Origin of the sequence: Kitasatospora sp. NPDC002551 (genome assembly GCF_040296005.1) — a bacterium.
Lineage (GTDB): Bacteria > Actinomycetota > Actinomycetes > Streptomycetales > Streptomycetaceae > Kitasatospora.
Genome location: NZ_JBEOWI010000038.1, coordinates 80538 through 95245, shown reverse-complemented (window position 1 = coordinate 95245; position 14708 = coordinate 80538). Strand labels below are relative to the sequence as shown.

At 72.6% G+C, this 14708-nt stretch carries 7 protein-coding genes and 1 rRNA gene; 6 read left to right on the top strand and 2 right to left on the bottom strand.

The features are described from left to right. A 5S ribosomal RNA gene (gene rrf, locus ABT093_RS27840) occupies positions 1-93 on the top strand; the annotation flags it as partial. A 104-nt stretch (positions 94-197) separates the two neighbouring features. Continuing rightward, positions 198-1025: a phosphatase PAP2 family protein gene (locus ABT093_RS27835; protein WP_350569128.1), complete on the top strand. Its 828-nt coding sequence runs from the start codon at positions 198-200 to the stop codon at positions 1023-1025. A gap of 90 nt (positions 1026-1115) precedes the next feature. Here ABT093_RS27835 and ABT093_RS27830 read toward each other — a convergent pair whose 3' ends face one another. After that, complete coding sequence (locus tag ABT093_RS27830) at positions 1116-1679, bottom strand: acetate uptake transporter (RefSeq protein WP_350569127.1); 564 nt, start codon at positions 1677-1679, stop codon at positions 1116-1118. A 339-nt stretch (positions 1680-2018) separates the two neighbouring features. Continuing rightward, positions 2019-4577: a SpoIIE family protein phosphatase gene (locus ABT093_RS27825; RefSeq protein ID WP_350569126.1), complete on the bottom strand. Its 2559-nt coding sequence runs from the start codon at positions 4575-4577 to the stop codon at positions 2019-2021. 518 nt (positions 4578-5095) lie between these two features. On the opposite strand from ABT093_RS27825, the gene ABT093_RS27820 reads away from it, so the two are divergent. The 4 genes from ABT093_RS27820 (at position 5096) to ABT093_RS27805 (ending at position 14616) form a co-directional block, all read left to right on the top strand. Beyond that, positions 5096-9670, top strand: a complete 4575-nt coding sequence (locus ABT093_RS27820; RefSeq protein ID WP_502884334.1) for a HAMP domain-containing protein — start codon at positions 5096-5098, stop codon at positions 9668-9670. A 343-nt stretch (positions 9671-10013) separates the two neighbouring features. Further along, a complete protein-coding gene (locus ABT093_RS27815; protein ID WP_350569124.1) occupies positions 10014-10652 on the top strand; it encodes a response regulator in 639 nt (212 codons plus the stop codon). Between the two features lie 121 nt (positions 10653-10773). Further along, a complete protein-coding gene (locus ABT093_RS27810) occupies positions 10774-13458 on the top strand; it encodes a DNA translocase FtsK (protein ID WP_350569122.1) in 2685 nt (894 codons plus the stop codon). 285 nt (positions 13459-13743) lie between these two features. Then, positions 13744-14616 carry a helix-turn-helix domain-containing protein gene (locus ABT093_RS27805; RefSeq protein WP_350569120.1) on the top strand — a complete coding sequence of 291 codons (873 nt, stop codon included), beginning with the start codon at positions 13744-13746 and terminating at the stop codon, positions 14614-14616. The last annotated feature ends 92 nt before the right edge of the window (positions 14617-14708 follow it).

The following is a 14708-nucleotide window of genomic DNA, read 5'->3' as shown; positions in this document are numbered from 1 at the left end:
ACGCCCGGTTACATTCCGAACCCGGAAGCTAAGCCTCATAGCGCCGATGGTACTGCAGGGGGGACCCTGTGGGAGAGTAGGACGCCGCCGAACAATCATTCCAAAGAGACCCCCTCCGGTTCAGGAGGGGGTCTTTTTGCGTTAACGTCTCCCCACCACATCGGAGCTTGGTGGAGAGGCGCGGACCGTTGCAGAACATGACCCTGACCTGGCAGTCCGCCGGGGGCACCGCGGTCGCTCTCTACGGCGGCGCGTACGCGGCCGCCCGGGTGCGGCGGGCCGGCCTTTCGGCGATCCTGCGGGAGGCCGGCACCCTGCTGGCGCTGTTCGCGCTCTGGCAGCTGGTCGGACGCCTCTCCCTGATGAGCACCGAGCACGCGCTGGACAGGGCGCGCTGGATCCACCGGACGGAGTTGGCCTTCGGCCTGCCCGACGAGGCCTCCTGGCAGGCCGCGGTGACGCCGTACCCGGCGCTGGTGAAGCTGGCGAACTACTACTACGCGTCGATGCACTTCACGGTGATGATCGGGGTGCTGCTCTGGGTCTTCCTCAGACACCGCGAGCGGTACGCGTGGGTGCGGACCACGGTGGTGGTCACCACCGCGGTCTGCCTGGTCGTCCAGTTCCTCCCGGTGGCGCCGCCCCGGATGCTGCCGGAGAACGGCTTCGTCGACGTCGCCGCCGAATACGGGCAGTCGGTGTACGGCGGCGCCGTCGGCGGGGTGGTCAAGGCGGCGCAGCTGTCGGCCATGCCCTCGGTGCACGTGGCGTGGTGCGTGCTGACGGCCGTCGCGGTGGTGCGGGTGTCGAGGAGCCCGCTGCGCTGGCTGATGGTGCTGCACCCGGTGCTGACCATCACGGTCGTGGTGGTGACGGCCAACCACTTCTGGGCGGACGGTCTGGTCGCGGTGGTGATCCTGCTGCTGGCGTACGCCGCGCAGCACGCTGTCGCCCGGTGGCGGGCCGGGCGGTCCGGGGAGGGCCGCCCGGCGCAGGAGCGGGAGTGGCAGGCGGTCGGCGGCTGACGGGGCCGCTGACGGCGACGGGCAGGGGCACGGCATGCCGGTGGGCCGGGCCCCGTGGGGGGAGGGTCCGGCCCACCGGTTCACCCGCCGTTACTTGACCGGCAGGGCGTCACGGCCCCACGCGCTGTTGGTCAGCGACGCGGTGGCCCAGTACCAGGCCGCCAGGCCGGAGGCGGCGGCGACCCAGCCGGCCGCCTTGGCGAGGCCGCCGGAGGTGTTGAACGTGGCGAGCGCGGACAGGACCAGGGAGACCGTCAGCAGGCCGTAGACGGCGCGGCTGAACAGGCCCGCGTTCCAGCCGGCGGCGGTCAGGGTGAGGGCGAGCAGGGCCCACAGCAGCAGGAACAGGCCGGCCGCGTTCTTGCCGGCGCCGGAGGCCGTGGACCAGGTGACCCAGAAGGCACCGAGGCTGGTGAAGGCGGTGCCGGTGAAGCCCTCGCCGCCGCGGAACTGCCAGAGCCCCGCGATGAACAGGGTCAGGCCGCCGAGGATGTGGGCGAGGTGGGCCGAGTTCCCGACGGCGGTGCCGCTGAGGAGGCCGGTCGAGAGCAGACCGTAGGCGAGGAGGGTCAGGCCGAGGGCGAGGTAACCGAGGTTACCCGCGTCGGCGCCGGTGGAGCGGGCGTTCAGTGCCCCGGTAGCTTCGTTGCTCACCGGAGGCTCCTTTCACTCATGGGCGCGCGCAGGGCGCAGTGAACGCGGGTGAGTGTCGATGAGGTGAAGGCGCGTGACCGCTCCGGGCGCGCACGGCTGGAGCGTGCGACGGCTGCGGTCGGAATGCTGGGCCAGCGGGAGAGCCGCTGGTCACGTCCCCGCCGGGGGATTCCCCGGTGAGATCGGTGTACCCAGGGTGAGCGGGCTTGTACCCTTGTGAATCGCACATTTTGTGTCGGTGCCCGGCACGGTTCGTTCAGGCTCCGACACGGGGTGCGACAGGCATCGCTCCGGTGTGGTCGGGCCGTTGTCGTTCAGTTGTCGTTCAGGCCGCTGCGCTCAGGCGGTGCGCTGGACGGGCACCCGCAGGGTCAGGATCGCCATGTCGTCGGACGGCGGCTCCGGGGCGAACCGCTCGACCGCCCGCTGGACGCGCAGCGCGACCGCTCCGGCGGTGAGCCCGGTGCAGCCGGTGAGCACCTCGGCGAGGCCGTCGTCGCCCAGCATCCGCCGGCCCTCGCGGCGTTCGGTGACGCCGTCGGTGACGCAGAGCAGGACCTCGCCGGGGCTGAGCACCAGGTGCTCGGCGGTGAGGTCGAGGTCGTCCATGACGCCGAGCAGCGGCTGCGGGGTGGCGGCCCGGTCGACCCGGCCGTCGGTGCGCAGCCGCAGCGGCAGCGGGTGGCCGGCGCAGACCAGGGAGAGCTCGGTGCTGCCGTCCGGACGGGGGGTCAGTTCGCCGTACAGGAGGGTGAGGAAGCGGCTGCGCGCGCCCTCGTCCAGGATGGCGGTGTTGAGCCGGCTGAGGACCTGCGGGGCGTCCAGGCCCTCGCGGGCGAGCAGCCGCAGCGAGTGCCGGGCCAGTCCGGTGACCGAGGCGGCCTCCGGGCCGGTGCCGCAGACGTCGCCGATGGCGAAGCCGTAGGTGCCCTCGCGGATCGGGAAGAGGTCGTAGAAGTCGCCGCCGACCTCGTTGCCCTCGCCGGCGGCCTGGTAGTAGACGTCCACCTCGACGCCCGGGATGTCGGGCAGCTCCGGCGGCAGCAGACTGCGCTGCAGGGCCTGGCTGGTGGCGGTGCGCTCGGAGTAGAGGCGCGAGTTGTCGAGGGCGAGGGCGGCCCGGCGGGAGAGGTCCTCGGCGAGTTCCAGGATCTCCTGGCGGAACCGCACGCCGGCCGAGGTGCCGAGGGCGAGCAGGCCGATCACCCGGTTGCGGGCGGTCAGCGGCAGGACGACGGTCTCGCCGAGCAGGCCGGCGAGCCCGGGTTCGTCCGCGAAGCCGTCGCCGTCGGCGGTTTCGGCGGGCGCGGTCCAGAAGCGGGTGCCGTGGGTGGGGCCGGAGTCCGGGGCGGGCGTCTTGTCGAGCAGGGCGCGCAGCGGGTCGATGCGGTCCTCGTCCTCGTGCAGGACGAAGGCGAGCGAGGCCGGGGCGCCGTGGTCGCCGTTGGTGTAGACAGCGCACCAGGAGGCGAGGGTGGGCACGGCCATCTGGGCCATCAGGGCGAGCGTCTGCTCGTGCTCCAGGGTGCCGGCGAGCAGGTCGGAGGCCTCGACGAGGAAGGAGAGCGAGCCGCGGCGCAGCCGTTCGAGTTCGGAGAGCCGGGTGGATTCGACGGCCAGCGCGAGCCGGTCGGCGGCGAACTGCAGGCGCAGCGCGTCCTCGTTGTCGTAGCGGCCGGCGGCGCCGTTGGCGATGCCGAGCGAGCCGATCAGCCGGCCCTCGACCTTGAGCGGGACGGTGAGCAGGGAGCGCAGCCCGCTGTCGTCGAGGACGGGCAGGCCGGTGGGCCGGGTGGCGAGGTCCTCGTGCACGGAGGGCAGGCGCGGCGAGTCGTAGCGGTTGCCGGTGTCGACCGGGAAGCGGCTGTGCGGGCGCGGCGCGCGGGGCAGGCCGGTGCTGGCGCGCAGCTCGAACTCGGCCTCGTCTTCGGTGGTGAGCAGCAGGTAGGCGGCGTCGGCGTCGAGCAGGTCGCGGGCGCGTTCGACGGTGTGCTGGAGCAGGGTGTCGAGGTCCTCGCCGGTGCCGAGGCCGGCCAGCAGGTCGAGCCGGGTGGCGGGCTCGCCGCGGTCGCCGGGCAGGGCGCGGGCGGGGGAGCGCAGTACGGCGCGGTCGTCGTCGAGGACGAGCAGGCAGAGGGTGGTCGGGGTGCCGTCGGTGTCGCGCAGGCGGACCTGGACGCCGTAGACGTCGACGGCGGTGCCGTCGGCGCGGCGCAGCGCGTAGCCGCCCTCCCAGCGGGCGAGCCGCAGGACGGCGGCGAGGCCGAGGCCGCTGTCGGCGGGCTGGGGCCAGACGGCGAGGTCGGCCCAGGGGCGGCCGAGCACGGTGTCGGCGGGGTGCTGGAAGAGGGCTTCGGCGTCGGGGTTCCAGGCGAGCACGCGGCCGTCGTCGTCGAGTTGGACGACGGCGACGTGCACCGGGCCGTGGCTGGCGGGCAGTTCGCCGCCGGGCGCGGCGGGCAGGGCGTAGCGGGTGCCGGCGGTGTGCGCGGGCAGCGCGAGCCGGAACCAGACGGTCTTGCGGCCGGAGCCGTACTCGACGCCCCAGCGTTCGGCGAGCGCGGCGCACATCAGCAGGCCGCGGCCGCCCTCGCCGTCGGCGTCGGCGTAGTGGTCGGACGCGGTGGCGGGGACGTCGGCGAAGCTGGGCAGGCCGCGTTCGGGGTGGTGGTCGGTGACCTCGATCCGGACGGTGCCGTCCTCGCGCAGGCAGCAGACCTCGGCGGCGGTGCCGGCGTGCACGACCGCGTTGGTGACGAGTTCGCTGACCAGGACCACGGCGTCGTCGACGACCTCCGGCAGGCCCCAGCCCAGCAGCGCGTCCCGGACGAAGGAGCGGGCGGCGCCGGCCGACCGGCCCACGGGTTCGAAGGTGGCGGCTGCGCGCGCGGTGACCACGTTGCCACGTCTCCTCTGCTCTGGCCCTGGCTGTCCGGGGTACGGCGCCGCATCCCGGTGCGCGCCGGCGGGGTGGGCGGCGCCGCCGGGGGCGGTTGCGGCCCGGTGCAGCGCTCCACCCTACTTTCCGGTTGGTTCCCCGTGGGGGCGGGGAGTCGAAACAGGCACCGGAGGGTGATTCTGCCCACCCGTTTCGGACGGGCCGGTGCCAACCGAGCGCAACCGCGCTTGTACCGGGCGCGAGTGCTGCCAGACTGGGGGGTCCGCGATGTCCGGTCCGAGCAGTACGGTCGTCGAGGGTCCCGGTGGGCCTGACCGGCCGCCGGGACGGTAGCAGTTCACGATCTGGGAGGGGCCCGTTGAGTTCGGCCACCAAGGACGCAACCGGTACGACGCCGCCCGCTCCGCGCGGCGGCCGCCCCGGGGCCGCGCCGCGGAGCGCGGCCGGCCGGCGTGTCAACCACAGCCGCGGCGCCGAGCCGGCCGAGCTGCGCAAGCTGCTGGCCGCGTTGACGGCGATGCGGGACGGAAACTTCCGGCGCCGGCTGACGGTGCCCGGGGACGGTCCGCTGGCGGAGATCGCCGCGGTGTTCAACGAGGTGGCGGAGCGCAACCAGCACTTGACGGGCGAGCTGGCCCGGGTGCGGCGGGCGGTGGGCCGTGAGGGCCGGCTGAACGAGCGGCTGGAGACGGGCGCCGGCGAGGGCGCCTGGATGGCGGCGGTCGACAACTGCAACGCGCTGATCGACGACCTGGCGCGGCCGATGGCCGAGGTGGGCCGGGTGCTCACGTCGATCGCCGAGGGCGACCTCGACCAGAAGATGGAGCTGCGCTCGCTGCACAGCAACGGGGTGAGCCACCCGCTGCGCGGCGAGTACCTGAAGATCGGCCGGACCGTCAACGGGCTGGTGGACCAGCTGTCGGAGTTCACCGACGAGGTGACCCGGGTGGCCCGTGAGGTCGGCACCGAGGGCAAGCTGGGCGGCCAGGCGAAGGTCCGCAGCGTCTCCGGCAGCTGGAAGGACCTCGCGGACTCGGTCAACACCATGGCCGGGCGGCTGACCGCTCAGGTGCGCAACATCGCGCAGGTGACCACCGCGGTGGCCAAGGGCGACCTGTCCCGCAAGGTGACGGTCGAGGTGGCCGGCGAGATGCTGGAGCTGAAGAACACCGTCAACACGATGGTGGACCAGCTGAACGGCTTCGCGGCGCAGGTGACCCGGGTGGCCCGGGACGTGGGCACGGAGGGCCGGCTGGGCGGCCAGGCGCAGGTGCCCGGTGTCGCCGGCGTCTGGCGGGACCTCACCGACTCGGTGAACTTCATGGCGGACAACCTGACGGGCCAGGTGCGCGGGATCGCCCAGGTGACCACCGCCGTCGCGCGCGGCGACCTCTCGCAGAAGATCGAGGTCGACGCCCGCGGCGAGATCCTGGAGCTGAAGAACACCATCAACACGATGGTCGACCAGCTCTCCGGCTTCGCCGAGCAGGTGACCCGGGTGGCCCGTCAGGTGGGTACCGAGGGACGGCTCGGCGGGCAGGCCCAGGTGCCGTGGGCGGCCGGCGTCTGGCGGGACCTCACCGACAACGTCAACTTCATGGCGAACAACCTCACCGACCAGGTGCGCGGGATCGCCCAGGTGACCACCGCCGTCGCGCGCGGCGACCTCTCGCAGAAGATCCAGGTGGACGCCCGCGGGGAGATCCTGGAGCTGAAGAACACCATCAACACGATGGTCGACCAGCTGGGCGCCTTCGCGGACGAGGTGACCAGGGTGGCCAGGGACGTCGGCACCGAGGGCATCCTCGGCGGCCAGGCGAGCGTGCCGGGGGTGTCCGGCACCTGGAAGGACCTGACCAACAGCGTCAACCTGATGGCCAACAACCTGACCAGCCAGGTGCGCAACATCGCCGAGGTGACCACCGCGGTGGCCCGGGGCGACGTCTCGAAGAAGATCACCGTCGACGCCCGGGGCGAGATCCTCGAACTGGTCACCACCGTGAACACCATGGTCGACCAGTTGTCGGCGTTCGCCGACGAGGTGACCCGGGTGGCGCGCGAGGTGGGTACCGAGGGGAACCTGGGCGGCCAGGCCCGGGTGCGCGGGGTGTCGGGCATCTGGAAGGACCTGACCGACAACGTCAACTTCATGGCGTCCAACCTGACCAGTCAGGTCCGGAACATCGCCGAGGTGGCGGCCGCGGTGGCCTCGGGCGACCTCTCCAAGAAGATCACCATCGAGGCGCGGGGCGAGGTCGCCGGGCTGGCCGGGACGCTCAACACCATGGTCGACCAGCTGTCGGCCTTCGCGGTCGAGGTGACCCGGGTGGCGCGCGAGGTGGGCACCGACGGCACCCTGGGCGGCCAGGCGAGCGTGCCGGGCGTGGCCGGGATCTGGAAGGACCTGACCGACAACGTCAACCTGATGGCCAACAACCTCACCGGTCAGGTGCGCAACATCGCGCTGGTGATCACAGCGGTGGCCCGGGGCGACCTCTCGCAGAAGATCGACGTCGACGCGCGCGGCGAGTTCCTGGAGCTCAAGACCAGCATCAACACCATGGTCGACCAGCTCTCGGCGTTCGCCGACGAGGTGACCCGGGTGGCCCGCGAGGTGGGCACCGACGGACGGCTCGGCGGCCAGGCGCGGGTGCCGGGCGTGGACGGCACCTGGCAGGACCTCACCGAGTCCGTCAACGAGCTGGCGAACAACCTCACCCGGCAGGTGCGCGCGATCGCGCAGGTCGCCACCGCCGTCACCAGGGGCGACCTGTCGCTGCGGATCGACGTGGACGCCGCCGGCGAGCTCGACGAGCTCAAGGACAACATCAACCAGATGATCGCCAACCTGCGCGAGACCACTCGCACCAACCAGGAGCAGGACTGGCTGAAGACCAATCTGGCCCGGATCTCCGGCCTGCTGCAGGGCCGGCGCGATCTGGAGGCGGTGGCCTCGCTGATCATGACCGAGCTCACCCCGGTGGTCTCGGCGCAGCACGGCGCGTTCTTCCTCGCCCAGCCGGCCGGCCGCACCGCCGAGCTGATCACCGAGGACGACGACGAGAACGACACCGTGCTGCGGCTGATCGGCAGCTACGGCTACCAGCGGCGCTCGATGCCGACCACCTTCCGCCCCGGCGAGTCGCTGATCGGCCAGGCGGCGGTGGAGAAGCGGGCGATCATCCTCAAGGAGGCGCCGCCCGGCTACCTGAAGATCGCCTCCGGCCTGGGCGAGGCCTCGCCGGCCCACATCGTGGTGCTGCCGGTGCTGTTCGAGGGCCGGCTGCTGGGCGTGATCGAGCTGGCCACCTTCAGCTCCTTCACCACCGTCGCGCTGGACTTCCTCAACCAGATCGCCGACCTGATCGGCGTCACCGTCAACACCATCAGCGTCAACACCAAGACCGAGGGCCTGCTGCTGGAGTCCCAGCGGCTGACCGCCGAACTGTCGATGCGGTCGGCCGAGTTGGAGGCGCGCCAGGAGGAGCTGGAGCGCACCAACGAGGAGTTGCAGGAGAAGGCCGAGCAACTCGCCCAGCAGAACCGGGACATCGAGATCAAGAACAGCGAGATCGAGGAGGCCCGGCAGGTCCTGGAGGAGCGCGCCGAGCAGCTCGCGCTGGCGTCCCGGTACAAGAGCGAGTTCCTCGCCAACATGTCGCACGAGCTGCGCACCCCGCTGAACTCGCTGCTGATCCTGGCCAAGCTGCTGTCCGACAACAACGAGGGCAACCTGTCGCCCAAGCAGGTCGAGTTCGCCGACACCATCCACGGCGCCGGGTCCGACCTGCTCCAGCTGATCAACGACATCCTGGACCTGTCCAAGGTCGAGGCGGGCAAGATGGACGTCCGCCCGGCCAGGATCGCCCTGGTGCAGCTGGTCGACTACGTCGAGGCGACCTTCCAGCCGGTCGCGCTGGACAAGAACCTGGAGTTCGGGGTGCGGGTCTCGCCGGCCCTGCCGGTCACCCTGCACACCGACGAGCAGCGGCTCCAGCAGGTGCTGCGCAACCTCATCTCCAACGCGGTGAAGTTCACCGACACCGGCGCCGTCGACTTCTCGATCAGCCCGGCCGGCCAGAGCGTGCCGCAGCACGTGCGCGAGCAGCTGCTGGAGGCGGGCGCCATCAAGGGCCCGGACGACCCGCTGATCTCCTTCGCGGTCTCCGACACCGGAATCGGCATCCCCGGCAACAAGCTGAGGGAGATCTTCGAGCCGTTCCGGCAGGCCGACGGCACCACCAGCCGCAAGTACGGCGGCACCGGCCTCGGGCTGTCGATCAGCCGGGAGATCGCCCGGCTGCTCGGCGGCGAGATCCACGCCGAGAGCGAGCTGGGCAAGGGGTCGACGTTCACCCTGTACCTGCCGCTGCGCACCGAGGCGCCGGACGCCGCCGGGCAGGGCGCGGCCGGACTGCGGGCCGCGGTGGGCGTCACCCCGGCCGGCACGCCGGTGCCGGTGGGCGAGAGCCCGGCCGACCACTGGGCCCAGGAGGTCCGCGAGCTGGTCGAGGTCCGCCGCCGGGGTGCCGTCGAGCGCCGCCGCGCGGAGGCCCTGGAGGCGCCGCGGCCGGAGCGCGGGCCCGCCGACGGCCGGGGGGCCGCGGCCGGGCCCGCCGAGGGGCGCGGGAGCGGCGGGCGGACGGCCGAGGGCCGGGCGCCCGAGCTCGCCCTGGCGGCCCGCCCGTCCGCGCGCACGGACACCCGCTTCGACGGCCAGCAGGTGCTGATCGTCGACGACGACGTCCGCAACGTGTTCGCCCTCACCAGCGTGCTGGAGCAGCACGGCCTGACCGTGCTGTACGCGGAGAACGGCCGGGAGGGCATCGAGATGCTGGAGCAGCACGAGAACGTCGCGCTGGTCCTGATGGACATCATGATGCCGGAGATGGACGGCTACGCGACCACCGAGGCGATCCGCCGGATGCCCCAGTTCGCCGGGCTGCCGATCATCGCGCTGACCGCCAAGGCGATGAAGGGCGACAAGGAGAAGTCGCTGGAGGCCGGGGCCACCGACCACATCACCAAGCCGGTCGAGACCGACCACCTGCTGTCGGTGATGCACGAGTGGCTCACCGTCCGGAAGTCCTGAAGGGCTCGGAACGTGCCCAGCGTGTCCCGGAAACGGCCGAGTCGGGACCGATCGGATGACGGGGGCGTGAATCCCGGAGTACGCTCCGGGATTCACGCCGGTGGGGTGGGCGGTTTGCTGGCGGGGAGGGCCGGGAACCCGGTAGGGTCACCGATCGTTGCGAACAGTGACCGGATGGCGACTCGCTGGTGAGCGTACGCCGGTGCACTGACTGCGCGCCGCTCCGGATCCGGACGCGACGGAGCGATGTGCCGGGCGAGGGGGTGCGGCTAGCATGACCGGGGTAGTGGTGGGCAGTACGCGGGTGCCTTCCCCAGGTAGGCAGGCGACAGGAGGGCGCGTCGTGATGCAGAAGGCGAAGATCCTCCTGGTCGACGACCGGCCGGAGAACCTGCTGGCGCTGGAGGCGATCCTCTCGGCGCTGGACCAGACCCTGGTCCGGGCGGCGTCCGGCGAGGAGGCGCTCAAGGCGCTGCTCACGGACGACTTCGCGGTGATCCTGCTGGACGTCCAGATGCCCGGGATGGACGGCTTCGAGACCGCCGCCCACATCAAGCGCCGCGAGCGCACCCGGGACATCCCGATCATCTTCCTCACCGCGATCAACCACGGCCCGCACCACACCTTCCGCGGCTACGCGGCCGGCGCGGTGGACTACATCTCCAAGCCGTTCGACCCCTGGGTGCTGCGCGCCAAGGTCTCGGTCTTCGTCGACCTCTACATGAAGAACTGCCAGCTGAAGGAGCAGGCCGCGCTGCTGCGGCTGCAGCTGGAGGCGAGCGGCGCCGAGCCGGCCATCGGCGGCGCGCTGCTCGGTGAGCTGTCGGCCCGGCTGGCGGCGGTCGAGGAGCAGGCCGAGTCGCTGACCAAGCAGCTCGACGGCACCGAGGACGGCGGCGTGGCGGCCACCGCCGCGCACCTGGAGCGCAAGCTGGCCGGCCTGCGGCGCGCGCTGGACGCGCTGCGACCCGGCGCGGACTGAGCGGCTCCGGTTTCACCCGTCCGGGTGAAACCGAGAGGGTGACGGTGTGTCGGCGACACGTCCCGGGGCTCCGCGCGCACGACGTGGGCACAGGTCGTCCGCCCCGGTAGGCTGCTGACCCATGGCCACACGTACGCCCGGAAGCGCGGCACGCAAATCGAGTCCGGGACCGTCCAAGAAGGCCGTGGCGAAGGCTCCCGCCAAGCCGCCCGCCAAGAAGGCGGCCGCGAAGAAGGCCGCCCCGGCGAAGAAGACGGCGGCCAAGGCACCCGCCCCGCCCCCCGCTCCCCGGCCGATACTCTTCCGCGCCGTGCGGGCCCTGTGGCTCGGCATGGCGCACGGCATCGGCACGGTCTTCCGGGGCTTCGGCGACGGCGCGAAGAACCTGGACCCGGCGCACCGCAAGGACGGCGTCGGCCTGCTGCTGCTGGCGCTGGCCCTGGTCACCGCCGCCGGCACCTGGTTCAGCCCGCAGGGCTGGCTGGGCGAGGCGGCCACCAACGTGGTCTCCGGCCTGTTCGGCCGGCTCGACGTGCTGGTGCCGTTCCTGCTGGCCGCCGTCGCGATCCGGCTGCTGCGCCACCCGGAGCTGCCGGAGGCCAACGGCCGGATCATGATCGGCCTGACCACGCTGCTGGTCGGTGTGCTCGGCCTGGTCCACATCGGCTGCGGCGCGCCCGCGATGGGCAGCGGCGCGACCCGGATAAGGACCGCCGGCGGCATCGTCGGCTGGGCCGCGTCCACCCCGATGATGGCCGCCGCCGGGCCGGCCCTCGCGGTGCCGCTGCTCCTGCTGCTCGCCTTCTTCGGCCTGCTGGTCACCACCGCCACCCCGGTCAACCGGATCCCCGAGCGGATGCGCGGGGTCGGCGTCCGGCTGGGCGTGGTCGAACCCGGCCCGCAGGACCTGGACGGGGGGCGTGCGCCGGAGCGCGAACTCTCCCACGAACCCCCCGAGGACGCCGACCCCTCCGCGCTGCCCTTCACGGTGGACACGGACGGTGACGACCCCTCGGACGAGGTGGCCGCCCGCCGGCGCCGCCGCAAGCGCAAGCAGCCCGAGGACGAGCCCGCCGCCGAGCCGGACATGTTCGCCAAGGAGCCGCTGGACCCGTACACCACCCGCAACCTCGCCGCCGGCGCGGCCGCCGACCTGGACGGCGCGCTGGTCTACGGCGTGCCCGCCTCCTCGGCCGTGGCGGACATGATGCACCAGGTGCAGGACCGCACCGCCCCGCCGGAGGAGCCCGCCGTCCCGGCCGCCCGCAGCGGCGCCGGCCCCGGCGCGCCCGAGGAGCACGGCCCCGCGCCGGTCCGGATGGAGCAGCTCCAGCTCGCGGAGGGCCTCACCTACGCCCTGCCCTCGCTCGACCTGCTGGAGCGCGGCGGCCCGGCCAAGGCCCGCAGCGCCCTCAACGACGAGGTGGTGGCCCAGCTCACCGGCACCTTCGGCGAGTTCAAGGTGGACGCCCGGGTGACCGGCTTCACCCGCGGCCCGACGGTCACCCGCTACGAGGTCGAGCTCGGCCCCGCGGTCAAGGTCGAGCGGATCACCGCGCTCGCCAAGAACATCGCGTACGCGGTGGCCAGCCCGGACGTGCGGATCATCAGCCCGATCCCGGGCAAGTCCGCGGTCGGCATCGAGATCCCGAACCGGGACCGCGAGATGGTCAACCTCGGCGACCTGCTGCGCTCGCGCACCGCCGCCGAGGACACCCACCCGATGGTCGTCGGCATGGGCAAGGACGTCGAGGGCCACACCGTGATGGCCAACCTCGCCAAGATGCCGCACATCCTGGTGGCCGGCGCGACCGGCGCCGGCAAGTCGTCCTGCATCAACTGCCTGATCACCTCGATCCTGGCCCGGGCCACCCCGGACGAGGTGCGGATGGTGCTGGTCGACCCCAAGCGGGTCGAGCTGACCGCCTACGAGGGCATCCCGCACCTCATCACGCCGATCATCACCAACCCGAAGAAGGCCGCGGAGGCCCTCCAGTGGGTGGTCCGCGAGATGGACATGCGCTACGACGACCTCGCCGCGTTCGGCTTCCGGCACGTCGACGACTTCAACGCGGCGGTCCGGGCCGGCACCGTCACCCCGCCGCTCGGCAGCGAGCGCGAGCTGACCCCCTACCCGTACCTGCTGGTGATCGTCGACGAACTGGCCGACCTGATGATGGTCGCCCCGCGCGACGTCGAGGACTCGGTGGTCCGGATCACCCAGCTCGCCCGCGCGGCCGGCATCCACCTGGTGCTGGCCACCCAGCGGCCCTCGGTCGACGTGGTCACCGGCCTCATCAAGGCCAACGTGCCGTCCCGGCTCGCCTTCGCCACCTCGGCGATGGCCGACTCCCGGGTCATCCTGGACCAGCCCGGCGCCGAGAAGCTGATCGGCAAGGGCGACGCGCTCTTCCTGCCGATGGGCGCCAGCAAGCCGATCCGCATGCAGGGCGCCTTCGTCACCGAGGCCGAGATCGCCGCCGTGGTGAAGCACTGCAAGGAACAGCTGTCCGCCGTGTACCGGGACGACGTGATGGTCGGCGGCGGACCGAAGAAGGAGATCGACGAGGAGATCGGCGACGACCTGGAGCTGCTGATCCAGGCGGCCGAGCTGGTCGTCTCCACCCAGTTCGGCTCCACCTCGATGCTGCAGCGCAAGCTGCGGGTCGGCTTCGCCAAGGCCGGGCGGCTGATGGACCTCATGGAGTCGCGCGGCATCGTGGGACCGAGCGAGGGCTCCAAGGCCCGCGACGTCCTGGTGAAGCCGGACGAGCTGGACGGGGTGATCGTCTCCATCCGCGGCTGAGGCCGGCCGGGGCCACTGACGGGTGTTCACCCGTTCGGATGGGGGTAGGCGGCGGGTGCGGAACCGATCGGGTGCGCACGGCGTCCCACGGGGGACACCGGACGCGCGGACGGCGGTGCGGGGGCCCCGGAGACGGCGGCCGCCGCACCGAAGGGCGGTCAGTGCACGCCCGGCCCGGTGCCGGGGCGGCCGAGCGCATTCGGGCCTGTTCCGCTTGAGAAACGATCCGCCCACGCCCCTAGACTGTTCCCCAGCAGGTGGCCAACCGCTCGAAAGGCGTGCACCGTGACCATCGGCAAGTCCTCCGACCGCGAGAACGCCCCGTCCCCGGACCGGCCCGCCGGCGCCGCCGAACAGGCGGCCGATGCCCCGAGCATCGGCCGGGTGCTGTCCGCCGCCCGGATCGAGGCCGGGCTCACGGTGGATCAGGTGAGCAGTGCCACCCGGGTCCGGGTGCCGATCGTGCACGCCATCGAGGAGGACGACTTCGGCCGGTGCGGCGGTGACTTCTACGCCCGCGGCCACATCCGCGCGATCGCCCAGCTGGTCGGCGTCGACGGCGAGGCCCTGGTGGCCCGCTACGACGCCGCGCACGGCGGCTCGCCGGCCTCCAAGCGGCCCACCGAGCTGATCGAGAGCGGCCCGATCAAGGTCCCCGGCCGGGGTCGGCCGAACTGGACCATCGCGATGGTCACCGCGATCGTCGCGGTGGTCGGGGTGATCGGTTTCAATCTGGTGAGCGGCAAGTCCGGGACCGGCACCACCGGCTCGGCCAGCGCCCCGCTGCCCGCCGGCTCCGGCACCGGCTCGCTCGCCCCGGTCGCCCCCGTGACCACCCCGGCCGTGCAGCCGCCCGCCCCGGCGCCCAGCGCCCCCGCGATCGCCGCCGCCCCGGCCGACAAGGTCACCGTGAAGCTGGTCGCCGAGAAGGACACCAGCTGGGTCTCGGCGGTGGACGGCACCGGCAAGTCGCTGTTCCAGAACAACATCGAAGAAGGCCAGGACCAGACCTTCACCGATCCCAAGCAGATCAAGCTGGTGATCGGCAACGCGGGCGCCGTGCACGTGTACGTCAACGGCAAGGACCTCGGTCCTGCGGGCAAGAACGGCCAGGTGGTGCACGTCACGTACACCCCCGGCGACCCGCAGGCGGGCTGATCGCGGGGGTCGGCCGCCCCCGGGCGGAACCGGCCGGACCGGGCGTGTGGCCTCCGGGGCGAACGGCTCCGGCGGGCGCGCGTTAATCTTGG

Bases quoted from the DNA above. Each gene is read 5' to 3' on its own strand.
- ABT093_RS27820 (WP_502884334.1), top strand. From the start codon at position 5,096: ATGCGGGACGGAAACTTCCGGCGCCGGCTGACGGTGCCCGGGGACGGT.
- ABT093_RS27835 (WP_350569128.1), top strand. From the start codon at position 198: ATGACCCTGACCTGGCAGTCCGCCGGGGGCACCGCGGTCGCTCTCTAC.
- ABT093_RS27810 (WP_350569122.1), top strand. From the start codon at position 10,774: ATGGCCACACGTACGCCCGGAAGCGCGGCACGCAAATCGAGTCCGGGA.